At 59.7% G+C, this 23675-nt stretch carries 24 protein-coding genes and 1 pseudogene; 13 read left to right on the top strand and 12 right to left on the bottom strand.

Annotated elements, in window-relative coordinates:
• Nucleotides 1-441 precede the first annotated feature (441 nt).
• Both OGL93_RS07525 and OGL93_RS07520 read left to right on the top strand, forming a co-directional pair.
• On the top strand, nucleotides 442-1983 hold the full coding sequence (locus OGL93_RS07525; RefSeq protein ID WP_263261889.1) for a hypothetical protein: 1542 nt from the start codon (nucleotides 442-444) through the stop codon (nucleotides 1981-1983).
• 853 nt (nucleotides 1984-2836) lie between these two features.
• The gene (locus OGL93_RS07520; protein WP_263261888.1) at nucleotides 2837-3400 is read left to right on the top strand and encodes a hypothetical protein; all 564 of its coding nucleotides are present in this window, start codon (nucleotides 2837-2839) and stop codon (nucleotides 3398-3400) included.
• Between the two features lie 134 nt (nucleotides 3401-3534).
• Here the strand turns inward: OGL93_RS07520 and OGL93_RS07515 are convergent, their stop codons facing one another.
• Complete coding sequence (locus OGL93_RS07515; protein WP_263261886.1) at nucleotides 3535-4056, bottom strand: hypothetical protein; 522 nt, start codon at nucleotides 4054-4056, stop codon at nucleotides 3535-3537.
• A 478-nt stretch (nucleotides 4057-4534) separates the two neighbouring features.
• Between OGL93_RS07515 and OGL93_RS07510 the strand changes: the two genes are divergently transcribed.
• Both OGL93_RS07510 and OGL93_RS07505 read left to right on the top strand, forming a co-directional pair.
• Nucleotides 4535-4813: a helix-turn-helix transcriptional regulator gene (locus OGL93_RS07510; RefSeq protein ID WP_263261884.1), complete on the top strand. Its 279-nt coding sequence runs from the start codon at nucleotides 4535-4537 to the stop codon at nucleotides 4811-4813.
• A gap of 544 nt (nucleotides 4814-5357) precedes the next feature.
• A complete protein-coding gene (locus tag OGL93_RS07505) occupies nucleotides 5358-5981 on the top strand; it encodes a recombinase family protein (RefSeq protein WP_263261882.1) in 624 nt (207 codons plus the stop codon).
• 248 nt (nucleotides 5982-6229) lie between these two features.
• On the opposite strand, the gene OGL93_RS07500 is transcribed toward OGL93_RS07505, so the two are convergent.
• Entirely contained in the window at nucleotides 6230-7909 is a 1680-nt protein-coding gene (locus OGL93_RS07500; RefSeq protein WP_263261880.1) for a recombinase family protein, read from the bottom strand.
• Between the two features lie 40 nt (nucleotides 7910-7949).
• Nucleotides 7950-8594, bottom strand: a pseudogene (locus OGL93_RS07495) (magnesium chelatase domain-containing protein); the annotation flags it as partial.
• A 244-nt stretch (nucleotides 8595-8838) separates the two neighbouring features.
• Between OGL93_RS07495 and OGL93_RS07490 the strand changes: the two are divergent.
• From OGL93_RS07490 to yghX, 3 genes are all read left to right on the top strand, one after another.
• On the top strand, nucleotides 8839-9363 hold the full coding sequence (locus OGL93_RS07490) for a GNAT family N-acetyltransferase (RefSeq protein WP_263261878.1): 525 nt from the start codon (nucleotides 8839-8841) through the stop codon (nucleotides 9361-9363).
• Between the two features lie 32 nt (nucleotides 9364-9395).
• Nucleotides 9396-9797, top strand: coding sequence for an NUDIX domain-containing protein (locus tag OGL93_RS07485; RefSeq protein WP_263261877.1), 402 nt, complete (start codon nucleotides 9396-9398; stop codon nucleotides 9795-9797).
• 132 nt (nucleotides 9798-9929) lie between these two features.
• Nucleotides 9930-10817 (top strand): YghX family hydrolase, encoded by an 888-nt coding sequence (yghX, locus tag OGL93_RS07480; RefSeq protein ID WP_263261875.1) that lies wholly within the window; start codon nucleotides 9930-9932, stop codon nucleotides 10815-10817.
• A gap of 3 nt (nucleotides 10818-10820) precedes the next feature.
• Here the strand turns inward: yghX and OGL93_RS07475 are convergent, their stop codons facing one another.
• The gene (locus tag OGL93_RS07475) at nucleotides 10821-11744 is read right to left on the bottom strand and encodes a LysR family transcriptional regulator (RefSeq protein WP_263261873.1); all 924 of its coding nucleotides are present in this window, start codon (nucleotides 11742-11744) and stop codon (nucleotides 10821-10823) included.
• 17 nt (nucleotides 11745-11761) lie between these two features.
• Nucleotides 11762-12046 carry an accessory factor UbiK family protein gene (locus tag OGL93_RS07470; protein ID WP_263261872.1) on the bottom strand — a complete coding sequence of 95 codons (285 nt, stop codon included), beginning with the start codon at nucleotides 12044-12046 and terminating at the stop codon, nucleotides 11762-11764.
• Nucleotides 12047-12459: 413 nt separating this feature from the next.
• Here OGL93_RS07470 and glnK point away from each other — a divergent pair, with 413 nt between their 5' ends.
• The 4 genes from glnK to sutA all read left to right on the top strand — a co-directional run bounded on the left by glnK (nucleotide 12460) and on the right by sutA (nucleotide 15273).
• Nucleotides 12460-12798 (top strand): P-II family nitrogen regulator, encoded by a 339-nt coding sequence (gene glnK, locus OGL93_RS07465; protein WP_002555808.1) that lies wholly within the window; start codon nucleotides 12460-12462, stop codon nucleotides 12796-12798.
• Nucleotides 12799-12833: 35 nt separating this feature from the next.
• Nucleotides 12834-14168, top strand: a complete 1335-nt coding sequence (locus tag OGL93_RS07460; RefSeq protein ID WP_263261871.1) for an ammonium transporter — start codon at nucleotides 12834-12836, stop codon at nucleotides 14166-14168.
• 262 nt (nucleotides 14169-14430) lie between these two features.
• Nucleotides 14431-14853, top strand: a complete 423-nt coding sequence (locus OGL93_RS07455; protein WP_263261870.1) for a secondary thiamine-phosphate synthase enzyme YjbQ — start codon at nucleotides 14431-14433, stop codon at nucleotides 14851-14853.
• A 93-nt stretch (nucleotides 14854-14946) separates the two neighbouring features.
• Nucleotides 14947-15273 (top strand): transcriptional regulator SutA, encoded by a 327-nt coding sequence (sutA, locus tag OGL93_RS07450; protein ID WP_263261869.1) that lies wholly within the window; start codon nucleotides 14947-14949, stop codon nucleotides 15271-15273.
• 137 nt (nucleotides 15274-15410) lie between these two features.
• On the opposite strand, the gene OGL93_RS07445 is transcribed toward sutA, so the two are convergent.
• From OGL93_RS07445 to OGL93_RS07420, 6 genes are read right to left on the bottom strand one after another with little or no spacing between them, the layout of a single operon-like run.
• Nucleotides 15411-16106, bottom strand: coding sequence for an HAD family hydrolase (locus OGL93_RS07445; RefSeq protein WP_263261867.1), 696 nt, complete (start codon nucleotides 16104-16106; stop codon nucleotides 15411-15413).
• On the bottom strand, nucleotides 16103-17005 hold the full coding sequence (gene xerC / locus OGL93_RS07440; protein ID WP_263261866.1) for a tyrosine recombinase XerC: 903 nt from the start codon (nucleotides 17003-17005) through the stop codon (nucleotides 16103-16105). Before xerC ends, OGL93_RS07445 begins: the two co-directional genes overlap by 4 nt.
• 2 nt (nucleotides 17006-17007) lie before the next feature.
• Nucleotides 17008-17727, bottom strand: coding sequence for a DUF484 family protein (locus OGL93_RS07435; protein ID WP_263261865.1), 720 nt, complete (start codon nucleotides 17725-17727; stop codon nucleotides 17008-17010).
• Nucleotides 17728-17746: 19 nt separating this feature from the next.
• Nucleotides 17747-18577 carry a diaminopimelate epimerase gene (gene dapF, locus OGL93_RS07430; RefSeq protein ID WP_263261863.1) on the bottom strand — a complete coding sequence of 277 codons (831 nt, stop codon included), beginning with the start codon at nucleotides 18575-18577 and terminating at the stop codon, nucleotides 17747-17749.
• Between the two features lie 5 nt (nucleotides 18578-18582).
• Nucleotides 18583-19830 carry a diaminopimelate decarboxylase gene (gene lysA, locus OGL93_RS07425; protein ID WP_263261862.1) on the bottom strand — a complete coding sequence of 416 codons (1248 nt, stop codon included), beginning with the start codon at nucleotides 19828-19830 and terminating at the stop codon, nucleotides 18583-18585.
• A gap of 8 nt (nucleotides 19831-19838) precedes the next feature.
• Nucleotides 19839-19976 carry a lipoprotein gene (locus OGL93_RS07420; RefSeq protein ID WP_263261861.1) on the bottom strand — a complete coding sequence of 46 codons (138 nt, stop codon included), beginning with the start codon at nucleotides 19974-19976 and terminating at the stop codon, nucleotides 19839-19841.
• 178 nt (nucleotides 19977-20154) lie between these two features.
• Here OGL93_RS07420 and cyaY point away from each other — a divergent pair, with 178 nt between their 5' ends.
• Both cyaY and OGL93_RS07410 read left to right on the top strand, forming a co-directional pair.
• Nucleotides 20155-20487: an iron donor protein CyaY gene (cyaY, locus tag OGL93_RS07415; RefSeq protein WP_263261859.1), complete on the top strand. Its 333-nt coding sequence runs from the start codon at nucleotides 20155-20157 to the stop codon at nucleotides 20485-20487.
• The gene (locus OGL93_RS07410; RefSeq protein ID WP_263261858.1) at nucleotides 20487-20687 is read left to right on the top strand and encodes a DUF1289 domain-containing protein; all 201 of its coding nucleotides are present in this window, start codon (nucleotides 20487-20489) and stop codon (nucleotides 20685-20687) included. Before cyaY ends, OGL93_RS07410 begins: the two co-directional genes overlap by 1 nt.
• 114 nt (nucleotides 20688-20801) lie before the next feature.
• Here the strand turns inward: OGL93_RS07410 and OGL93_RS07405 are convergent, their stop codons facing one another.
• The gene (locus OGL93_RS07405) at nucleotides 20802-23639 is read right to left on the bottom strand and encodes a class I adenylate cyclase (protein WP_263261856.1); all 2838 of its coding nucleotides are present in this window, start codon (nucleotides 23637-23639) and stop codon (nucleotides 20802-20804) included.
• Between the last annotated feature and the right edge of the window lie 36 nt (nucleotides 23640-23675).

Below are 23675 nucleotides of genomic sequence, written 5' to 3'. Positions count from 1 at the left end.
GCGGTGATAAACGCATCCCGCTTCATAAAGGATAAAGTTTTCCAAGGGGGCTTGACGAATGAAAAAAGTTTAGTATTGTGAACTCTCCCTGAGCTTCAGGGCTATCACCAGCAAGCTCCCAGACCGACAACCAAGCCAACAAGGCCGCTGGGTTCGTCGGTTTCGTGCTGTCTCTAGAAAAACAAATTTCGGTGAGGGTAGGTACGGATTTGTCGTCATTTCCGGCTCTAGCCCTACTGCCACGCGGCCTCCGCTGGATTCAATCTACCAATTCCGCCATCGAAGGAGACAACTCGATGCGAATAACCCTGAACGCAACATCTATGTCTCGCCTGCTACGAATCATGTCGTGGCGTGGCGTGGAAAGTCCCACTCACATGATTAATCTGCTTCTAGCCGAAGCACTACCGCAACAACCGATCCCAATTTCCGAGGATGTGCATGACCACAGCAACACCAAGCAAGAACGTGCAATCTGAGTACCCATGCGTTAAATGCGACACCATGTTCCAACGTAGACCAGGCGGACGACAGACGTGCAGTCCCGCTTGTGCCAAGGCAGTGGAGCGCCAGAAGAAAGCGCCCAAACTTACCGCTAAGCAAAGGATGGTCGAGCGCCGCAAAGAACGACAGAATGAAAGTGCTTTCGGAGGATGGTTGATTGACCAGGCCATTCGGGCTGGAACGGTGCAGACATTCCGAGGTGTTGATGCCCAGGTTCTCCATCTCTTGGATGCCCAATACACCTACACCAAGAAGCGATTCGGCTGGGTGAACAAAGGGCATGGCAAGGACGAGTTTAGCCTTTGCCACGTTCAGCCCCTTGTAGGCCGCGATGGCAGCATAGGCCTGACCACACCTGAAAACCTATTTACCGGTGTTGCGACGCTCAACCAGAAGCAAAGTGACAAGCCAGTTAGCCAATGGGCTGGCGCTTCGGTTCCCGTATCGGACCGTAAACGCAAGTGGAACATCACTGACAACATGACACGGGGCGAGGTCTTGCAGAAGATTGCTGACTTCCTTGGCAAAGAATTTGATGCATACCTTGTAGAGTTAGACAGGATCCCTCAACGGACAGCACGCCTACGCCTTGCCAGGTCCGTATTCAAGCATCAGGGGGAGGATCGATACGAGCCGTTGGAGCGCCGCTATACGCTGGCAGAGCTACAATCCTTGAAGCTTGAGCAGCTGGAATCTCTGGACATGATTCAGCGAGGACGTACCAGTAAAAAGGACTTTCTCCTCCCCAATTGTCCGCCAGATTCCCTATTGGGGGTGCTTCATGACGAGCTTGCCCGTTTCTCCGATGTCCTTCCAGACGGCAAGCACAAGGAAAACTGCCGGTTCATGCTGTCAGTGGTGCGAGTGCTCGGTCTCTATCTTGCCCAGATTCGCAATTCGCAAGGCACGGCCCGTAACCGCTTCAGTTTCTCCAATGTTACGTGGTCGCCGCTACAGTACTTGCACCATGAACGGCCGTGGAACACCCCGGCCAGCGTACGCGATCCCGATCTAGAGTCGCTGTTACACGGCGAGTTCGACCGTAAAGGCAAGGCGTTGAAACCGGGGGTAATTCCATCTGCCCAAGACGCGCTTCAAGGAAACGACATTGATCATGGCTACGTGCGGAACAGGTTACTGAAGCGCCTGACGAGCTTGAACATGATACCGTCCGTTCTGGCGCCGGATCAGTACAGCTGGAAAGCCTGCGGTTCAAATTGGCTTGCTTATATAGACAGCCTGTACGCATCGGTAGAAAAATCTTGGCAGGCCATGCTGGACCTCCACATGTGCACCGAGGAGCAGTTATTCGTTGCTCGTGCCGACCTGCTATTCAACCTTGAAGCGGCGGTGCAGAAAGCACGCCAGCTCTACAAAACACAAATCTACTACAGACTTGGTGCACCGTTCAAACGGTACCCATCGTATCTGGAGTTTCCTCCCGTAGCTTACGAACCTGCCATAACGTTGGCAGCGTAGCAATGCATTTCGACAAGTATAGGGGTATGGCGCACGCTAGTTGTCAATAAAGACGCAGCACCTGTGCCGCCCATTGAAGGTAGTTTCATGAGAATGACACAAAACAAGACGAGGGTCCTCCAGGCCCTCGCATTTATTGACAGCTTTGAAAACTTGTATCCACCACACTCAGCCGCGAGGGTACAACGCATTCTCGCTGAGGACCTTGAGTATGGTTGGTTCGACATAGCTAACCTTACCCGAACATTGAAAGGCCTAGCAGACGAGGGACTTGTCAGGTGCCGTACTGCTTCGGTAGACGTTTCAGGCGAGACCGGGTGTATTGACCGGGGATATAGCCAAAACAGGAAGGAGTACTGGCCTGCCAGTCTTGATCTCGAAGCAATGATTCTTAAGTATAAAGGCACTCCGGAAGAGCAGGAACTGAAATGGCATAACGCCTTTCAACGGATAGGTGGACTGCCACAGCTCACTATGGAAGAGTTTCGCTTGTACACCAAAAAGCGACAACGGCATAGCTCTTCTAGTGAATGACTGAGCCGATTCCTTATAAAGATCTTCCCTTGGTTACTAATTATCTATCTATTCAATAACTTATTTATGACGGCGACGGTTCACGGCGTCGCATAGCCCTGCACTTACTCACCCCCTGAATTTAGGAGAATTGCGGTAGCAGGGTTAAGCCGTTGATCCCACTGCGTCGTTTATTTACCGTCCTGCCCTGCCATTTCATTGAGATCTAAGGTAGCCGCTACCAGCCAAGTTTTTTTTTCATGGCCGTCGCAGCAAAATTCGAAATCTTAGTCCACACTGATGGCTGCTGCTAATAGCATTGGTGTCGAAGGAGGTTACCGTGGTAAAACAGATTGTCTTACTTGACAATAACGTTTGGGACATACTGCGGAAAAAGGGCTGCGACCTGTTAGTGGAAGCCGGTTCAGACCTGGATTTCCGGGTTAGCGATCTTGGGATTATTGAGGTCCCGTCCCCCGATCATGCGAGGGCAGAAGCGGTAGCGACCGGAATATATGCAAGAGAGCAACTTGAACGCCTTGCCTCCAGACCAGTTGAATGGTTTCGCTTGTCAGACGGAGAAGCACGGCAAGGGGGCGGCGGTCTTGGGGACCTACAGTCAGACGGTACCGTACTTGGGGGAGGTTTCCTCACATCGGTGGAAGGGCGGGATTTTATAGAGGATCCTACCCGGCATAAGAAAGTAGGTGGCGAAACCGGAGAAAGCTTACGTCCAACCGGCCTACTTCAGAATCAGACAGATGTAGATTATGGAGAGTGGTCGATGGCTTTTCCTTTAGTTACTCGAAATGTGAAGGACTTTAAGCGGGCCGGGAGAATTATCGATATTTCTTTCTGGACAAAGGGCGGCTTCGGCGATTTTGTACGAGGCCAGCTTTCATAGCTGAAGCGGGTCATCGCCTTCCCTTGAAAGGGCATGCTGCCAGAACCAGCTAGTTTCGTGGCCGCGTGTGAGGACAATTCTCGTTCCACATCGACGAGAGAATTTAATAAACGCTCAGGTGTATCGCGTATGCCTTATTTTGCGAACTTGTCTTCCGCCAGCAGGGCACGACTGCTCGTTTCGTACTGATCCTGAGCGAAGCTATCTTTGGGAGCGTAGATCGTCATGCCACTCACGTAAACGGACCACTTTGAATATAGGTCTTTGCTCAACTCCATGGTTTTAGCGGATACCTTGCTTTGCATTAAGCGTGCAATGGCCGCATCACCTTGGCGGGTGGCATATGCCTGACAGTCAGCCAGCGCTTGGGCATTATCGTCAGGTCGCTTACTGGACCCATAGCCTCGCAATTGGTTATAGAGAATGTAACCCATATCAGCTTGTGGGCGACATTGCCTAGCGGTTTGCTCAAGAACGTACTGAAAGTTTCGAGCGGGGGACTGGGTATCGAGATACTTGGCTTCAACTGGGGTAAACGTCCATCGCTCGGCAGGTGCAGGCCTAGGTGCCACCGTGGGCTCATATCGCTGTTGAGCACATCCTCCAACTAACCCAAACATTCCAGTAACCAACATACAGCGAAGCGCGTTGTTCATTATCCTATTCCAATACATTGATGAAGATCAGCCAGTATGCGGGTGCGGGAGATCACTCCACTAGGTTCACTGCACCATCCGGTTTGAATAACCCTTACTGGTCATGCATAGGACAAACGTTTGATTCTGCTTCTGCTGGATGTTCACCCCCTCCATGAAGGTGCCCCGATATGCGTAATCGGCCACTTGCACGTACTGAGACTCCACCTGGCAAGCTGCCTTGTCTTGGGCAAACCCCTGCTGGGTTATATCAGGCTTCGAGAATTCCAAATGGCCTTGAGCGGCACACCCACCTAACAACACGAAAGCGTTTGCTACCAGTAAGCCCTGCAATCTTCCCTTCACGAGTACCGCTCCTCTATCCAATGGCGCATCTGTCACGATCAAAAGCGTGCCGGAAGGATGGCTCCATGCCATCAACCGTACAGGGCGGATGGTGCCATGGAGCTACGGAATTCACAATATACTGTGAAGACGTATGTCCTCTGCCCGCCGACAGTGCAGCCTCGATCAGAGGGGCTTCGGTTTGGACGCAGGGTTGGCATTCGGTAAAGTTCTACGTGAGCGGCGTAAGCGGGCGGGGCTCACCCAAGAACAACTCGCGTTAGAAGCCGATATTCAGCGGAATTACGTGAGCCTGATCGAGCGAGGCAAGAATCAGCCGACGGTTGTCATCGTCTTCAAACTCGCCGCTGCATTGAGATGTCGTCCATCAGACCTCATCGCTGACGTAGAGAGGATCATCCACTTCACCTGACGGGGCCGTCGAACCGTCGGCCAACCATGATTCCCAGGCACTCAGTAAGCTACGCTGATTTCGCATGAAACCGCATTGCAGCCCTGGAATTCGCCCGGTTGGTAGGAAATGAAGGCTTCGGCCCGAGCCATCAAACTGATCCGATATCGAATACCATCCTGAGATGGAACCTTCCCCGTGACCTTACATTCGCTTACGACGCTCAATCTCCTGCGGCCGGCCGCTGAAGGAAGGGCGTATCATTTGCCACATGAGCATGGGCATTTGCTGGCGTCGCTTCTCCTAATAGGTACATAGCCGTCGTTGAGGAAACCCCATCGAAGCTGTGGCCAGCACTGACAGACCTAGGCAAAGAACTCCTACTAATGCTTGAGCAGCCCACAACCTGCCAATAGCTCCGAAATCCAATCGCCCTCTATCAAAGCAGTAGACACGTCTGGTAGCTGGATAGCCTAGGCAAAACCACTATCAAATAGCTATTGATGATAGATATCTGATCGTATTATCATAGCTCTATCGAAATCGAGAGCAAAAGGTAGAGTCTATGAACGCCCATCTTTATCTGCGTGCCAGCACCAAAGATCAGGATGCTAACCGTGCCCGACTCGCCTTGAAGCAGTTTGCTGAGGAAAAAGGGTTGGGCATCATCGGCTACTACGCCGAGAATATTTCAGGGACCAAGCTCATCCGCCCCGAGTTGCTCAACTTGCTAAACAATGCCGCTCCTGGCGAAGTGTTGCTGGTCGAATCCGTGGATCGCCTCAGCCGCCTATCACAAACCGACTGGGACACGCTCAAGGCGACCATCAAGGGCAAGGGGCTGCGTTTGGTCGTGGCCGACCTGCCTACGAGTTGGGAAATGGCTACTTCGGGCGTTACAGGAGAGGTGATGAGAGTAATTAACGACATGCTCATCGACCTTATGGCTACCATGGCCCGTTTGGATCAAGAGAAGCGGGTAGAACGCATCCGGCAGGGCCTGGAGAACAAACGGGCTGCTGAGCCAGATTGGAAGCCTGCAGGCAAGGGCAAGAACGTAGCTAAATGGAAAGAGGTGGAGGCGCTGATGAAGGCTCACCCTACTATGTCTGCCGACATGATCGCCAAGCTGGCTGATTGCGGAGTAGCCACTGTCTACCGGATCAAGCGTGAACTGAACCTTGTCTGATACTTTGAAGGGACACTAGCCGCCTTTGGGCGGCTTTCTCGTGCCCGCCATATTTCAAAATCCACCATTGATATAGCCTGGCAGAAAGCCAAGGGGTTAAACCCCTCGCCAGCAACGGCTGTGAAGTCAAGCGCTGATCCCGTACCCTTGGATATTTCCTGTCCTAACCAAAAACAGATATTAGGCAAGCCAGATGCCGTTTTGGAAAATTTGGGGAGAGTGGGATCTGGCCCCAATTTTGGGGACATCTACATGAACCATTCTCCGCCGATACCTGAGTTCTGATCCCGCCAAACGTCTTCTGGGGTTAGTTCGCCCTGCCTGAGCTGCCTTTCATAGATATCGTCATCGAACGCTTGCGTGGTTAAAGTCCCTTGCTCATAGGCGATGCCGAATAGCATTTGCTCATTTGCTCCAGTGATAGCATCGTCCGATTTGTCCAGAACCCAGCACCTGAAGCGAGTAGGACTGTACCGCCTAAACTGCACCTGTATCCCCAGACGTTTCAGTAAGCTGTTGGCTGCTGCCCTGCCTTCGTAGGTAACAAGGTCCACTTTTTGGAAAAAGTCTTCCTTGCTGATCACTTGGGTTGAGGCAAGCTGCTCTCTAAATTCATCGCGTGTTGCTGAGCATTTCTCGTGCTCCGCTTCAAGGGTGTGCAAGAGCTTCGCGCCAGCAACACTTGTCCAAGCTGTGTAGGCTTCTTCTGCCTGCTTGAGCCTCTTTGCGACCTCTACGAGCTTGCCCTCAGCGATCTCCAGACCCTTCCGTATTTCTGCGTTTTTTCCGTGCACTAGGGACATACTGTCTACCTTCGCCAGCACTTCCGGGAAGACCGACCCGGCATGTTCGATTCGGATGAGGCCGTTATTACATTTTCCCTTCCTGACGGTGTGGCACTGAAGATAGGTATAGCCCTTTGGGGGCTTACCTTTGTTAACTAAATGCATGGCATCACCGCAGATACGGCATTTTGCAAGACCTTGCCAAATATTGAAGTTCTTCGTCTGTCGGGTGGCTTGGCTGTTGCGGCGCTGAGTACGAGCAGCTCTCGCCCGCAGGAAAATGCCTTCATCTATAACAGTCGGGTAGTAGCCTATAACAGCATCCCCGTCATTACACCTCACGCCATCCACGATATGCATAGGCTGGTATTCGCCAAGAAGGGAACGATTGTTCAGGATCTTCCCTACCGAACTGGTTCCCCAAGCGCCACTTCGGTTCCGCCCTGTCTCTCCCACAGTGCCAAATACCGGGATGCCATCCTCGTTTAGCCGCCGCAGTATGGATGTTTGCCCATGCCCGTGGATGGCCATATCGAAAATTCTGTGGATGACATCTACCCGTTCTTTGATTGGCCTATACGCACCATTCTCCAGCACCAGCCACGCTGGGCACGCATTACCCAGGGGCACTTTGCTGTCGCGTGCGAGATTCCGCTTGTGCTGCCAGGCCGCCGACACACGCTTCCCCTTAGTCGCGCTTTCTTCGTGTGCCCTCATCATTACTGTGATACTGACGATCAGCTCCACAGCGATACTCGGCGAGTCCTCGGAGTAGACCCGCTTGTCGCAGAGAGTGACAATCTTGATACCCTTGCGGAGTAGGTTAGTGAACTGGTTCAGTGCGACCATCACCTCGTCTCGGCTTAGGCGATCAAGCGATTCAACTAGTAGGTAGCTACCTGAAGGAACGGTCCCGTCGTTCACGTAGGTCAGAAACCTGGCAAGCTCACCCGAATCGTCAACATGCTCGCCTTTATAGGCACTTCGTCCCGCATCGAAAAAGGTGTATTCCTTGGCCTTCGCCAGTTCTAGGCCGTGCTCCTTGCAGTAGGCAGTCGCTGCGTCCCGTTGCCGCCTCTGGCTGTCACCCTTAGCCTGCTCCGGACTGCTGAATCGTATGTAACTGTATGCTTTGGGCTGCATCTACGTCTGCTTTAGCTATTGGTGGATTGGGCCACAATGATAGCAGGTTGTGCGAGCCGGCGGCGGCCACCAGCAATGCCCGCTTCGCCGCCGCCTGGCCTTGCACCTCGTTCAGATCCGGGTACGGCCGGGGTTGCAGGCACAGGCCTTGTGCCCTGAACGGGGTTAGGGGGGCCTGCGCGTTTAAATGCCCGACCAGTTCGAGCAGGTTCCCCACGGCGATCACCGTCAGCCCATTGGCCAGCGCCGCCTCCTCGGCATTGGCGTGGGGCACGATCAAGGCACGGCCGGCATCCCGCGCCGCCAGGGCGGCTGGTAGCACACCCTGCACCGAGCGCACCGCGCCAGATAACGCCAGTTCGCCGAGGCATTCCACCTCGCGCAGGGCATCGACCGGCACCTGCCCGCTGCCGGCGAGAATCCCCAGTGCGATGGCCAGGTCGAAGCGGCCGCCATCCTTGGGCAGGTCCGCCGGGGCCAGGTTCAGGGTGATGCGTCGTGGCGGAAAATTCAGGCCGGAATTGACGATGGCACTGCGGACGCGGTCCTTGCTTTCCTTCACCGAGGCTTCCGGCAGGCCAACCAGAGTGAGCGCGGGCAACCCATTGGCCAGATGCGCTTCCACCAACACAGCGGGCGCGCCGACCCCGACCTGGGCACGGCTATGAACGATAGCGAGGGACATGTTGGCTCCGGAGGATACGCTTCCTTGCGATGGCCTGAGCTTAGCCGAGCGGTGTGGCGGCAGCGGGGCAGGTGTTGGGCTAAATGTGTAGCGGCGATGATGCGTTGGCGGTCACCGTCTAAGTAACCGTACAAGTAAATCGGTGTATCTTTGGCTCATTCCCCGGCTCAGCGGCTCCCCGCCTGCTGAGCCCTTACCTACCCCATATATATAGGGGAATCCGTTGAATCGTCATCAGCTCCTCATGCACAGGTCAACGCGCAGGCTGACCTTAAGGCCGCCGACTCAAGACGACGTACACAGCGTATTCGCCATTTACGGGGACCCTGCCACTCACCGCTTCAATCCTGCCGGCCCGCTGAAAACCCAACATCATGCCGCCGCTATGCTGAAGCGCTGGATGGTTCACTGGCAGAGCGCAGGATATGGCCAGTGGGCGATTGCCGAGCGCGATGCGCCCGATGTGATCATCGGTTTCGGCGGGCTGGACAAGCGGCCCTATGGGCCCGTGGAGCGGCTGAATCTCGGCTATCGCTTCGCCGTGGCGGCCTGGGGGAAGGGCTATGCCACAGAGCTGAGCCAGGCTTCGCTCGATTTCGGCTTTGCCGAGCTGGACGTGCCAGAAGTGTTCGCGATGGTACGGCCTGGCCATGGTGCATCCATTCGGGTGCTTGAAAAGGTAGGCATGCGATGTATCGATACCCTTGACGATGTTCCCGGGGAGCCGCCAAGCCTGGTTTACCGAGCGAGCCGAGCGCAAGAACGATAGATCGGTTAGCGACCTTTGGTATCCTTGCGCCCATGAAAAAACCTATCGTAATTGCCGCGGCCCTGTTGCTCGATGCTCAAGGCCGCACCCTTCTGGTCCGCAAGCGCGGCACTGCCTTTTTCATGCAACCTGGCGGCAAGATCGAGCCCCATGAACTACCCGTGCAGGCCTTGGCGCGGGAGCTGGAGGAAGAACTGGGCGTGCGCATCCAGCCAGCGCAGGCGGCTTATGTCGGTTGCTTCAGCGCGCCTGCCGCCAATGAGCCAGGGTTCGAAGTGCACTGCGAACTCTTTGAGGTGGTGATCGATGCCGATGTGCAGCCCGCCGCGGAGATCGAGGAAGCGCTGTGGGTCGATGCGCAGCAGGCGCAGGCGTTGAACCTGGCGCCGTTGACCCGGGATTCGATACTGCCACGGTTTTTTGCGCACACTTGACCCATAAGGCAGGCGCGCCAGTTCGCGAGTTGCGTCCATGGGGCCAGCCTGCGAACCCGGCGGCTGGGCGGCCGCAACCGCAACGCTCGGCTATAGTCTTTCGACGCCCGCCTACCGTCGAAGGAGCGCCGCATGGAACGCCTTACCGCCAAAGACTTTGCCCCTGAGCTGCTCGAGCTCTATGACTACTACGCCCACGGGCGAATCAGCCGCCGCGATTTTCTCGATCGGGCGGCGGCTTTTACTGTGGCAGGCTTGTCGGCTTCAGCCTTGCTGGCGTCGTTGAGCCCCAACTACGCTCTGGCGCAGCAGGTGGAATTCACCGACCCAGACATCCTTCCTGAATACGTGACTTACCCCTCGCCACAGGGCCATGGCCAGGTGCGGGCTTACCTGGTGCGGCCTGCGAAGGCCGCGAGCAAGGCGCCGGCCGTGGTGGTTGTCCATGAAAACCGTGGCCTGAACCCTTATATCGAAGACGTTGCCCGGCGGCTCGCCAAGGCGGGCTTCGTGGCTTTGGCGCCAGACGGCCTCACTTCGGTGGGCGGCTATCCAGGCAATGACGATAAAGGCCGTGAATTGCAGCAGAAGGTCGACCCGCAAAAGCTGATGAACGATTTCTTCGCCGCCATCGAGTGGATCAAAACGCACCCGGCGGCTACGGGAAAGGTCGGTATCACGGGGTTCTGCTATGGCGGCGGAGTCGCCAACGCCGCCGCCGTGGCCTATCCCGAGCTGGCCGCGGCGGTTCCGTTCTATGGCCGCCAGCCCAAGGCCGAGGACGTGCCGCGCATCAAGGCCCCACTACTGCTGCATTACGGCGAGCTGGACACTGCCATCAATGAAGGGTGGCCTGCGTATGAGCAGGCCCTGAAAGCCAACGGCAAAACCTACGAAGCGTACATCTACACCGGCGCCAACCACGGCTTTCATAACGACTCGACCCCCCGCTACGACGAAGCCTCGGCGAAACTGGCGTGGGAGCGGACCTTGGCCTGGTTCACCAAGTACCTGGCCTGACGCCTAAGGCGCGAGCCCCAGGCCACCGTCGCCCATATGCTCCTCTAGCCGTGCGCGCAGCCAGCGTTCAGCCGGGTCGGTGTCGGTAATGCTCAGCCACACCATGGACAATTCCAGCGCGGGTGACTCAAAAGGCAGCGGCTCGGCATGCAAGGTGCCCCAAGCTTCCATCGCGGTAGCGGCGTAGTCAGGGCAGCCGGCCAGCAGGTCGGTGCCCGCGAGGATCGCTGGCAGTGAACTGAATTGGGGCACCGACAGCACCACTTTGCGGGTGCGGCCGATTTCGTCCAGCCATTCGTCCGCCACGCCGCGTGTGTTGGCAGTGTGAGACACCACCACGTGAGGGCGGCTGCAGTATTCATCCAGGGTCAGCCGGTGTGGCGACGGGTCCGCGCGCAGCACGCGAGCATGCATCCTGCGCAGCAGTTTACGTTTGGCGTTGGCTGGCAAGCCACGGGTCTGGCTGATCCCTACGGTGATATCGCCAGCGGCGAGCAGGTCGGGAATGCGCCAGTAGTCCACATGCTGCACCACCACGATCACATCGGGTGCTTCCTGGCGCAGCGCCCGCAGCAGGGGTGGCAGCAGGCCGAATTCGACGTCGTCAGACAAACCGATGCGGAAGGTCATCTTGCTGGTGGCCGGTTCGAAGTCGTGGCTCAAACTGAGCGCCACGGACATCGCGTCCAGGGCTGGGGAAAGGTGCTTGATCAACTCTTCCGCGCGGGCGGTAGGCTCCATGCGGTGGCCCACTCGGATAAACAGCGGGTCGTTGAACATTGCCCGCAGCCGATTCAGCGCGGCGCTGATTGTGGGTTGGCCAAGAAAAAGTTTTTCCGCAACGCGGGTCACGTTGCGTTCGAGCATCAGCGCTTCGAACACCACCATCAGGTTGATGTCGGCTTTGCGCAATTCATTGCGGTTCATCGGCGTGCGCCTGGGAATCAGCCCTGCCGGGGCGGGTTCGCTTCAGCCGAAACGGCTGGCAAGCGCGCTTCGAGCTCCGCCAGTTTCGCCTCAAGAGCATCGACCTTGGCCCGCGTGCGCGCCAGCACGGTCATTTGGCTATCGAACTCCTCGCGGCTGACCAGATCGAGGCGGGCGAACGCGCTTTGTAGCAGCGTACGCAACTGGCTTTCGAATTCTTGCCGAGGCGGCAGCGTATCGCCCCCGAGCAAGCGGCTGGCTTGGTCGGTCAAGGCTTCGAGGAACGCTTTAGGCGCAAGCATGGGCGGCGGTTTCCATGGCAAATAAGTCGCGAAAGTGTATCACGGTCGGTCAACGCAGCCGCAGCTCTCGCCTGCACAGTTGTTGGGCGCCGCTGAGGGCACCCCCGCACCATTGCTGTGCGATCAGCGAGGCGCGGGGCTCGATAGGCGCCAATTCCGGGGGCGCTCTTACGCGAAAACATGGCCCCAGCACGAGATGGCAAGGTTTCTGCTTGGAGCCATCCGACCCATGCACTGATGGCGGCCAGACAGGCGGATGCAGTGCGCAGGCGGAGCGGGAAATGTTTCGTCAGGAGCGGTGTTCGAGGCCGGGCCGGCTAGGCCGGCGGTGCGTTACAAAGCCGGACACTGCGCTTAGACTTGAGCTGGGTTTGTTTTCCTGGGGCAAGTCCACCAATTCGGGAGAGAGTTTCATGAAGCTAGTCACTGCCATCATCAAGCCGTTCAAACTGGACGACGTTCGCGAGTCGCTGTCGGAAATCGGCGTGCAGGGCATCACCGTCACTGAGGTCAAGGGCTTCGGTCGGCAGAAGGGCCACACCGAGCTGTACCGTGGCGCGGAATACGTGGTGGATTTTCTGCCGAAAGTAAAAATCGACGTGGCCATCGACGACAAGGATCTGGACCGCGTGATCGAAGCGATCACCAAGGCCGCAAACACCGGCAAGATCGGTGACGGCAAGATCTTTGTGGTCAATCTGGAACAGGCGATCCGCATCCGTACCGGCGAAACCGATACCGACGCCATCTAAGCCGCCCCATAAAAAAAGCCCCAGGAGTAAACAATATGACTCTGCGTCAATTCGCAGGGCTAGGAGCCCTGTTGTCTCTCGTAATGCCAGGCCTGGCCTTGGCCGACGAGGCGGCGGCCCCTGTGCTCAATTCCGGCGACACCGCCTGGATGCTTACCTCTACCGCGCTGGTGCTGTTCATGACGGTTCCAGGCTTGGCGTTGTTCTACGGCGGCATGGTCCGCTCCAAGAACGTGCTGTCGGTGATGATGCAGTGTTTTGCGATTACAGGGCTGGTAACCGTGCTGTGGTTCATCTACGGCTATAGCCTGGCGTTCGACACCACTGGCATGGAACAAGGCGTCATCAACCTCAATTCCTTCGTGGGCAGCATGGGCAAGGCCTTCCTGGCCGGTATTACCCCTGCCAGCCTGACGTCGGCGACCGCGCTGTTCCCGGAAGCCGTGTTCGTGACCTTCCAGATGACCTTCGCGATCATCACCCCGGCGCTGATCGTCGGTGCCTTCGCCGAGCGTATGAAGTTCTCCGCCATGCTCGTGTTCATGGGCGTCTGGTTCACCCTGGTGTATGCCCCGATCGCGCACATGGTCTGGAGCGGTAACGGCGGCCTGCTGTGGGACTGGGGCGTGCTGGACTTCGCTGGCGGCACCGTGGTGCACATCAACGCCGGTATCGCCGGTTTGGTGACCTGCCTGGTGTTGGGCAAGCGCAAGGGCTATCCAACCACCCCGATGGCCCCGCACAACCTGGGTTACACCCTGGTTGGTGCCGCCATGCTGTGGGTAGGCTGGTTCGGCTTCAACGCAGGCTCGGCCGCAGCGGCGAACGGTACCGCCGGCATGGCTATGCTGGTTACCCAGATCGCCACTGGCGCCGCTGCGTTGGGCTGGATGTTCGCCGAGTGGATCAGCCACGGTAAGCCGAGCGCGCTAGGTATCGCTTCGGGCGTGGTCGCCGGCTTGGTTGCCATTACTCCCGCAGCTGGCACCGTGGGCCCAATGGGCGCCTTGATCATCGGGCTGGCGGCCGGCGTGCTGTGCTTCTTCAGCGCGACCACGCTCAAGCGCAAGCTGGGCTACGACGACTCCTTGGACGCGTTCGGCGTGCACGGCATCGGTGGCATCATCGGCGCACTGCTTACCGGTGTGTTCGCCGCGCCCGCTCTGGGCGGCTTCGGCACCGTTGAAGACATCGCCGCGCAACTGTGGATTCAGGCCAAGGGCGTGGGCTTCACAGTGATCTACACGGCGGTAGTGACCTTCATCATCCTCAAGGTGCTGGACATGCTCATGGGCTTGCGCGTATCCGAGGAAGAAGAAGCCGTAGGGCTGGATCTGGCCCAGCACAACGAGCGTGGCTACAACCTCTAAAGCCATCGGCAAGCCGTTCGGCAAGCCGTTCGGCAAGCCGTTCGGCAAGCCGTTCGGCGAGCCACTCGCGAAAAAATGCCCGGTTTGCCGGGCATTTTTTTATTCCAGGTTTGTCACTGCTTGGACTCCCTCATCAACAGCCCACCGGCTGAATTGGTCGGGGCCAGGGATTTTTCCATTTGTAGGAAAAGCCTATACAGATACAGCACTTTGCTTTTTTTTCCGGCGCGCTAGAATGCGCCCGAAATGCGCGGAGAACGCCATGTGGCAGCAGACGACCATCACCCTCGCGGCGCGGCCCCGTGGGTTTCATCTGGTGACCGAAGAAATCCTTGCGGGGGTTCCGGCGCTCGAGGGGTGCCGGGTCGGCCTGCTGCACATCTGGTTGCAACATACCTCGGCTTCACTGACGGTCAATGAGAATGCAGATCCGGCGGTCCGCCGGGACTTCGAGCGGTTCTTCGACCGTCTGATCCCCGAGCGTGAGCGTGGATACGAGCACAACGACGAGGGCGACGACGATCTCCCCGCGCATTTCAAGGCCAGCCTGCTGGGCTGCCAACTCAGTTTGCCGGTGCGCTCGGGTCGCCTGGCCCTGGGTACCTGGCAGGGGGTGTACCTGGGCGAACACCGTGATCACGGCGGGCCCAGGCGTTTGATTGTCACGCTGCATGGCGAAGAGTGAGGGTCGCAGGCCCTCGGTATTTTTTCCGAATGTGCCGAACTCGCGGCACATCGGGCTATAAACAACTGCTCCGGCAACACATGAGGTAGGACGATGAGCGACGACGATCTGGAAAACGACGAGCTGGAAGTAGGTGACGAGGACGACACCGAGGAAGGCCTGGAGACGGCTGCCGAAGACGTCGCCGAGGATGATGCCGAGGTTGGTGACAGCCCTGCCCCTGCAGGCAAAGGCAAGAAAGCCGCCGTTAGCGTGGACGAACTGCCCAGCATCGAAGCCAAGCAGAAGGAGCGCGATGCGCTGGCCAAGGCCATGGAGGAGTTTCTCTCCAGAGGCGGGAAAGTCCAGGAAGTCGAGCCCAATGTAGTGGCCGACCCACCCCGCAAGCCGGACAACAAATACGGTAGCCGGCCTATCTAAGCCGCCTGCCCGGAAGCTGAGCCTTGTGGCTTTAGGCGCAGGCCTGCGAGCCTCGTGTTACGGGGTCTATCTGTACGTCGGTTCGCTCTGTCTGGGTTCGCGGGCTTCGCCCGCTCCTTCAAGAGCACGCGGCCAGGTTACCCCCAGCTCTCCAGCAGCGCCGGCAGCTGCCCCAAGGCGGAAATTTCGCCGTCCGGCATGGCACCTCCGGCCCAGGTCAGGCGCCCCGGGTTGTACCAGACCGCTCGAAAGCCTGCCTGCTTGGCCCCGGCAATGTCGTCGCGGGGGTTGTCCCCCACATGCACGGCGTCGGCGGCGTTGGCGCTGCCCAAGCGCAGTGCTTCTTCGAACGGGCGTGGGTCAGGCTTGCCTATGCCCAGGTCTTCAGCACACAGCGCAAAGCTGAAGTAGTCTGCCACGCCTAGCCTTCGGACATCCGCGTTGCCATTGGTCAGTGCACCCAGGGTATAGCGCTGTGCCAAGGCTTCGAGCGTCGCCGCCGCGTCAGGGAAAAAACTCACCTGGTGCCGGGCTTCGAGGAACGCTTCAAAGCCTTCGTGTGCCAGCGTCAGGGCTTCCGAGCGGGGGTAGCCCGCTTCTTCCAAGGCAACTTGGAGCACCTGGCGCCGCAAATGACTGATGCGGTGGGCAAGGCCTGGGTCGGCGTCGATCAAACGCTGGCGGATCTCGAACAGCCGCTCCGGCGGGAAGGGCCCAAGCTTGGGCGCATGGCTCGCTAACCATTCTCGCAGTGCGATTTCGGCGCTCTGGATGACCGGGGCGGTATGCCAGAGGGTGTCGTCCAGGTCGAAGGTCACCAATGTGATGCTCATGGCTGTTCACCGTCCTTGTGGCGCTTGGCGCGGGGGTGGGCGCTGTCGTACACCTTGGCCAGGTGCTGGAAATCCAGATGGGTGTAGATCTGCGTGGTGGAAATGTCGGCATGGCCGAGCATTTCCTGGACTGCGCGCAGGTCCTGCGAGGATTCGAGCACGTGGCTGGCGAAAGAGTGCCGCAGCATGTGTGGATGCAGCCGCTGGCCCAGTTCGCGTTGGCCAGCGGCTTGCACCCTCAGCCGAATGGCCTGCTGCCCTAGGCGCTCGCCGCGTTTGCTGATGAATAAGGCACTGTCGACCGGGCTGGCCAGCCCACGGAAGGTCAACCACTCGCGGATCGCTTCACGCGCCTTGGTGCCAACGGGTACCAGCCGCGCCTTGTTGCGCTTGCCCTGCACCTGCACCAGGCCATCGGCCAAGTCCAGCGAGCCCAGGTCGAGCCCCGCCAGCTCCGAAAGGCGCAGGCCGGAGGAGTAGAACAGTTCGAGCATGGCTTGGTCGCGTCGGCCGATAAAGTCGTCCTCAACGGCGCCGTCGAGCAATTGCTTGGCACGGTCGGTGTCCAGCACCTTAGGTAGGCGCCGCTCGCCCTTGGGCGCCGACAGGCCTACCGCCGGGTTGTGCTCACACAGCCCTTCGCGCAGCAGCCAGCCATAGAAGCCACGGACCGCCGAAAGCAGGCGAGCGAGGCTGCGGGGGGCCTGGCCGTGCTGATGCAGGCGGCCAACCAGGCGGCGCAGTTTTGGCGCGGTAAGTTCGGGCCAGGTGGCAATGCCCGCTTGCTCGCAGTACGCCAGGACCTTAGCCAGGTCATTCTGGTAGGCGTGCACGGTATGGGCAGACGCCTGGCGCTCGGTGCGCAGATGGTGGTAGTAACCGCCCAGTTGCGCTTGCATGCTCAGCGCACCGAGCGCAAGGCGCCGGTAAAGCGAGGTAACACGCGGCCAAGCACCTCGGCGATATGAGCCAGGAACAGAGTGCCTACGGAGCTGCGATAGTGGTCCGGGTCGGGGCTGCCGATGGCCAACACTCCTTGCACCCCGTGATGAACCAACGGCGCCAGCGCGGTGGAACCCACCTGCTCATGTTGTTCGGCGCCAAACAGGAATTCCAGTTCGAGCTGGCGTAGCGCACCGGTCACTGGCCTGGGTTCGGCGAGCAGCGCGCCGATCGCATGGTGGGCTTCCCCCGGGGTGACCGAGCGGCCGACGGGCGTGGGTGTTTCAGTGAACAGAATCAGGCTAACGAACGGCACCTTGAAAGACTGGCGCAGGCTGTCTTCCACGGCCATGACCACTTCTTCGAGGCTGCTCGCATCGAGCAAGTCGAGCATCAACCGGCGGGTTTTGTCGAACAGCCGGTCGTTGTCGCGGGCCACGTCCATCAATTGGCTCAGCCGTTGCCTGAGCTCACTGTTGCGTTCTCGCAGCAGCTTGAGCTGGTGCTCGACCAAAGACACGGTGTCGCCCCGCTTGTGCGGTATGCGCAAGCTGGCGAGCAGCTCTTCCTGGCCGGTAAAGAAGTCCGGATGCCGTTGCAAGTAAGCCACGACCGCCTCGGCATTCGGTTCGTCCAGCTCGCAGGTTGCTGAACCGGGAAGAAGGTGCTCGTCGCTCATTGTCGCTGCTCTCCGATGCTTACAAACGCACTTGGCCTTCGTATACCCGAACCGCTGGGCCGGTCATCATCACCGGGCGCCCTGGCCCGTCCCACTCCAGCGTGATCCGCCCGCCAGGCAGATCCAGGGTCAGCGGCGAGTCCATCCAGCCCTGGGCAATGGCCGCCACCGCCGCCGCGCAGGCGCCGGTACCACAGGCGCGAGTCTCTCCCGCGCCGCGCTCCCATACCCGTAGCTTGCCGCGCTGGCGGTCGAGCACTTGCAAAAAGCCTGCGTTGACCCGCTCCGGGAACCGTGGGTGGTGCTCGATCTTCGGCCCGAGGGTTTGTACGGGGGCGGTGTCGACATCATCGACCCGCGTCACCGCATGCGGATTGCCCATCGAAAGGGCGGCGATGTCATAGGCCACATCCTCGACTTCGAGTACGTGGGTAAGTTGATCGAGGTCTGCCTGGAAAGGTACCTCGGCGGGTGACAGCCTAGGCGGGCCCATGTCTACGCGTACCTGGCCGTCGTTGCGCACGTCCAGCTCGATGATGCCCTTGGCCACCTGTACGCGGATCTTCTTCTTCGCCGTGAGGCGTTTGTCCAGCACAAAGCGGGCAAAGCAGCGGGCGCCATTGCCGCACTGTTCGACCTCCGAGCCGTCCGCGTTGAAAATCCGGTAGCGGAAGTCCACGTCGGGGTTGGTCGGCGCCTCCACCAACAATAGTTGGTCAAAACCGATGCCAGTGTTGCGGTCGCCCCACTGACGGGCGTGTTTGGGGGTGATGTGGGCGTGCTGGCTGACCAGGTCTATCACCATGAAGTCGTTGCCCAGGCCGTGCATTTTAGTGAAGCGCAACAGCATGGGCATTACTCCGGCAGCAGGCTTTCGCCCGCATAGAGCTCGGCGATGGTTTCGCGACGGCGAACCTCGTGGGCATCGCTGCCGTCCACCAGCACCTCGGCGCAGCGGCCCCGGGTGTTGTAGTTGGAGCTCATCACAAAGCCATAGGCGCCTGCCGAATGCACGGCCAGCAGGTCGCCCTCGGCCAAGGCCAGTTGGCGATCCTTGGCCAGGAAATCACCGGTTTCGCAGATCGGGCCGACGATGTCGTAGGCACGGCCAGCGCCGTCTCGTGGGCGCACGGCCGCCACATCCATCCAGGCCTGGTACAGCGCCGGGCGGATCAGGTCGTTCATGGCAGCGTCGACGATAGCGAAGTCCTTGTATTCGGTGTGCTTGAGGTATTCGACGCGGGTGACCAGCACACCGCCGTTGGCGACGATGAATCGACCGGGCTCGAACAACAGCGCCAGATCACGGCCTTCGGTGCGCTCGCGCACGGCCTGGATGTACTCGCTGACCTGCGGCGGTTCCTCGTCGCGATAGCGCACGCCAACGCCGCCGCCGAGGTCAATGTGGCGCAGGTGGATGCCGCAGTCGCCTAGACGGTCTATCAGGGCGAGCAGGCGGTCCAGCGCATCGAGGAAGGGCGGCAGGGTGGTGAGCTGCGAGCCGATGTGGCAGTCCACGCCGATCACGTCTAGGTTCGGCAGTTGCGCCGCGCGCAGGTACACGCTCTCGGCTTGCTCGATGGAGATCCCGAACTTGTTTTCCTTCAGGCCCGTGGAGATGTACGGATGGGTGCCGGCGTCGACATCCGGGTTGACGCGCAGCGAAACCGGCGCCCGAAGGCCAAGCTCGGCCGCCACGGCCTGTAGCCGTTCAAGTTCGTCGGTAGACTCGACATTGAAGCAGTGCACGCCCACTTCAAGGGCCCGGCGCATGTCTGCACGGGTTTTGCCAACCCCTGAAAACACCACGCGGTCGGCACGGCCGCCAGCGGCCAGAACGCGTTCCAGTTCGCCACCCGAGACGATGTCAAACCCCGCGCCAAGGCGCGCCAGCACATTGAGTACCGCCAAGTTGGAGTTGGCCTTTACCGCGTAACACACCAGGTGATCCACCCCTTGCAGGGCGTCGGCGTAGGCGTGGTACTGGGCTTCGATGTGGGCGCGGGAGTAAACGTAGACAGGCGTGCCAAAGCGCTCGGCCACGGCCGACAGCGCTACCCCTTCGGCGAACAGCTCGCCGTCACGGTATTGGAAAGCGTTCATATCGGCCCTTATTCGTGTTGGTGCGATTGGCTGTGGCCATCGTGTTTGCTGTCGTCAGGAAGGAACAGCGGGCCCTTTTGACCACAGGCGGAAACGAGGCAGGCAACCGCGACAAGCGCAGCGAATGAGGCGATCAGGCGCTTCATGGCGAAATCCTTTGTATAAACCGTCAGTTGCGGCCGAGTATACCGGCGGGGGGGCAACTTGCCTACGAAATGACCACCCCGCCGGGCGGTCGCCGCTGCGGCCGATAGTCTTTGCATTCACCGGGATCTGCTCGTATCGTGCCGCAGTTGTTCGCCCCGTCCGATACCGAGGTTGCCGATGAGTTTGACCGAAGCGCGTTTTCACGATCTGGTAGATGCCACCCAGGAAGCGCTGGACGTGGTGTTCGAAGAGAGCGGCCTGGATGTTGACGTGGAAAACTCCAGCGGCACCTTGACCGTGCGCTTCGACAACGGCAGCCAGTTGATCTTCAGCCGGCAGGCCCCGCTGCGTCAGCTGTGGTTGGCCGCTCGCTCTGGCGGCTTTCATTTCGATTACGACGAAGAAAACAAAAAGTGGATGTGCGACTCCTCGGATGAGCTGCTGGGCGAAATGCTCGAGCGCATCGTGTTCGAGCAGGCTGGCGATAAACTGGACTTCGAAGAATTCTGATGGCCAGCAAGCCGCTGTACAGCAACATCAGCACTGCCGTGAAATCACCGTGCGTCAGCCTGTGCAAACTGGACGAAGAGCGCTATTGCCTAGGGTGCTTCCGCCATGTGGAGCACATCCGCGAATGGCGCGCCGCCAGTGACGAGCGCCGGCGTGAAATCCGCGCCCTGGCCGAGCAGCGCCGAACGGCCGGTGAATGAAGGTCGCAACCCAAGCACCGCGCAGCGCCTGAATACACACCGCCCGTAGCAGCCGAGGTTGCTCGATGACCACGCAGCGTAATGCCCGAGCGGCATTCGCCTGGCGTCGTGCTGCTACAGCAGGGCCAGGGCGGTATTGAGCGATCCTTCCAACCCCGTTTTGTAGCGCAGGTAAGTGTTACTCGCCAGCACCTGGTCGCCGCCCAGCCCGGAGAGGTCCAGGTCGGTGATGTAGCACCGATAGCCAGCATTGTTCCGGCGCTGCGCGAGAATCTCCCGGGCGACCTCCGCGTAAAGCCGGTCGCCGTACTCCAGCTCGCTGAACTCCCTCTGGTTGCAGAACAAGGTTACCCGCGGCGGCCCGTCGGCAGTCTTCTTGAGGATCGCCTGCACTTCGAAGAACGGCTCCGCGCCATCGCCTCGCGGCGGTTGTCGACGCTCGACGGCCCGCGGCTGCCCGGCGGAGCTGGTGATGCGGTAAAAGAGCGTGCCCAGGGTGGCCGGGCGGTCCATCTCCATGCGCGCTTCACGCCGGTACGCGACCGACTGCAGAAAGCGCTGAAGGGGCAACAGCAGGCTGGCTTCGTTGAAGAAGGGCAACAGCTGGCGCCATAGGCCGTTGAACTCATCCAGCACGTACACCAGGGCCTCATCGCCTTGGCGGCTGTAGAACACCTGCACGCAGTCCGGATGGGCGTGTGGAAGGATCAGCGCCAGCTCATGCCCGGCCAGCGCATAGGCATCCAGATGCAGCGGGCTATAGCTCTTCAAGGGCCGCGCAAGGTAATCCAGCAGCACTGGCAACCCGGGGAGCGGCACATGGCGCACATTGCCGGCGTTGAGCTCTAGCACGTGGTACTGCTGCTCGACCTGGATCAGGTAGCGGTGGCCGAGCTCCCGGGTAAGCAGCTCGGTGGCGGTGTCGAACAGCTCCTGCACCCGGGCGCTGATCGCCTGGGCCCGGTTGTGGCAAAAGCAGCACACTCGCAGCTGCGGCGCCGGCCGCTGCAGGGGCAGTACGTTGAGATAGTCGCGCAGGCAGTCGAGCAGCGCATGGCGGCCGTCATAGCGGTTGAACATGACCTCGTTCCAGCTGTTGACCGTTACCTGGTCCAGCGTCAGCACCAGGTTATCGCGCATGCCGGCATAGCTCAGTGAGTCGGTGCGCTCCGTGGTCATCAGGATGTTCTGTTCGCGGTGGTGTTTGAGCGGATCTACCCCAGCGTTGACCAACAGCAACACTTCGGTGGGAATGGCCGGTTGCAGCAGCTGGGCTTCGCTTACCGCCTCCATGGGTAGAACCACCGCGCGCTGCAAGGCCCCAAGCAGGTTGAACAGCTCGAATTCAGACAGGTCGGATTCGCCCGGATGCAAAGCCAGGCGAGTGCTGGCGTCGATCACGCCGTTGCGGTGGCACCAGGCGAGCAGCTCGATCAACTCGTGGCTGCGGGTCAGCGGTGTGTATGGCTCGCAATCCACCGCGCTGTGGTTGCCGCGGTACAGGTACCATAGGCGCTTGCCCGGCTCGCGACGGTTTGGGCCTTGAAGCAGGGTAACGGTGTCTTCGGCCAGGTTGGGCGCGATGCCTGGGTTGATGATTTCGACTTTGCCGGCACGGCGCTCGAAGGCCGCATACAAGCGGCGGCCTAGAACATTGAGGTCCTTGCGGCTGGCGGGGTTGTCGGTGTGGTTGGCGCGAGAGAAGCGGGTGAGGAAGCGGTAGCTGCTGTTGAGCTCGCTGACCAGCGCCTGACGTTCGGTGGTGACCTGGCCGACCTTCCATAGGCCACGGTTGTCCAGCAGCCGCAGTTGTTGCTCGCTCCAGCCCCACTCGGCCGTCAGCCGCTGCATGGCCTGTAGCTGCCAACCGATAGAGCGCCCGGCCCTTACCAGGCTGACCTTGCGGTTGACCTTCAGGTAGAAGCTGCGGCGCACCAGCTCCAGCCGCCCATGCTCGCCCCTGGCCAGCAGATAGGCTTCGATCCGCCGATACACCATCATGTAAGGGTCCAGCTCGTCCAGGTTGAGCTGGCCGGCATAGACCGCCTGCTTGAGTTGCAGGCTCACGCATTGCACGGCCGGGTGCTGGTCGGCATAGACCTCGGCAAGCAGCAACTTGAGCAAGGATTTGTACGGAGACTCCAGCCCTTTGAACAACTGCCAAAGGCCGGCGCCGAGATATTCTCCCGGGGGAATGCGCGACAGGTTGCCCAGGTCGAGCACATCTTGCTCGCGAATGAACCGCTTGCTCAGCAGCGTCTCGGTAAAGGCCGCGTAATTAGCCTCCTCGTACACCGGGACCAGCCACCATAACGGCGTGCGCCCGGCCAGCCAGATCGCCGTTCGATAAAATTCGTCCAGCAACAGGTAGTGCTGGGTGGTGCCGCTGTCGTCGGAGCTGAGCTTGTTGTCGCGGTCTTCGCGCACGAAGCGCTCGCAGTCGATCAGGAAGAAATGCGCCTCCGCCCCGAGGCTCGCCGCCCAGGCTTCGATGGCCTGGCACTTGCGTTGCAGCTCATCGAGCGCTTCTTCTGGCAACCCGGCGGCATGGCAGACCCACACGTCCATGTCGCTGCCTTCATCCTGCGCCAGGCTGCCGAGGCTGCCCATCAGGAACAACCCCAGTATCGGCGCCGGGGCGTTTCCGCGTCGTGGTTTGTAAGTGAAGGAGCGGGTGAGGCGCTGCGCTTCGGCGAGCACGTCGTCGTCTGGCTCGTAAGCGCTCACCCCCGCGGGAGTGAACCCGGATACGTAGCCGGGCAGCAGGGGGTGGTTCACATGAAACAGCAGCGGCAGCAGCCGCAACACGGATTGTTGGCGGCTGGCGAAGCCTTCGGTGGCTCGCTCCAGGCGCCCCTGGTTCACCGTAAGAAAGCGCTGGCGCAGCTGGGCCAGCACCTTGCGGTCGATGCCAGCGCCCAGGTCAGGACGGATTTCAGGGGTGCGGGTCATCTCAAGCTCGGGCGGCCAGGCCGATAACGGGTTATT

It is taken from the genome of Pseudomonas sp. RIT-PI-S, from assembly GCF_025642975.1.
Classification (GTDB): Bacteria; Pseudomonadota; Gammaproteobacteria; order Pseudomonadales; family Pseudomonadaceae; genus Aquipseudomonas.
This window is presented reverse-complemented; position numbering and strand designations above follow the sequence as displayed.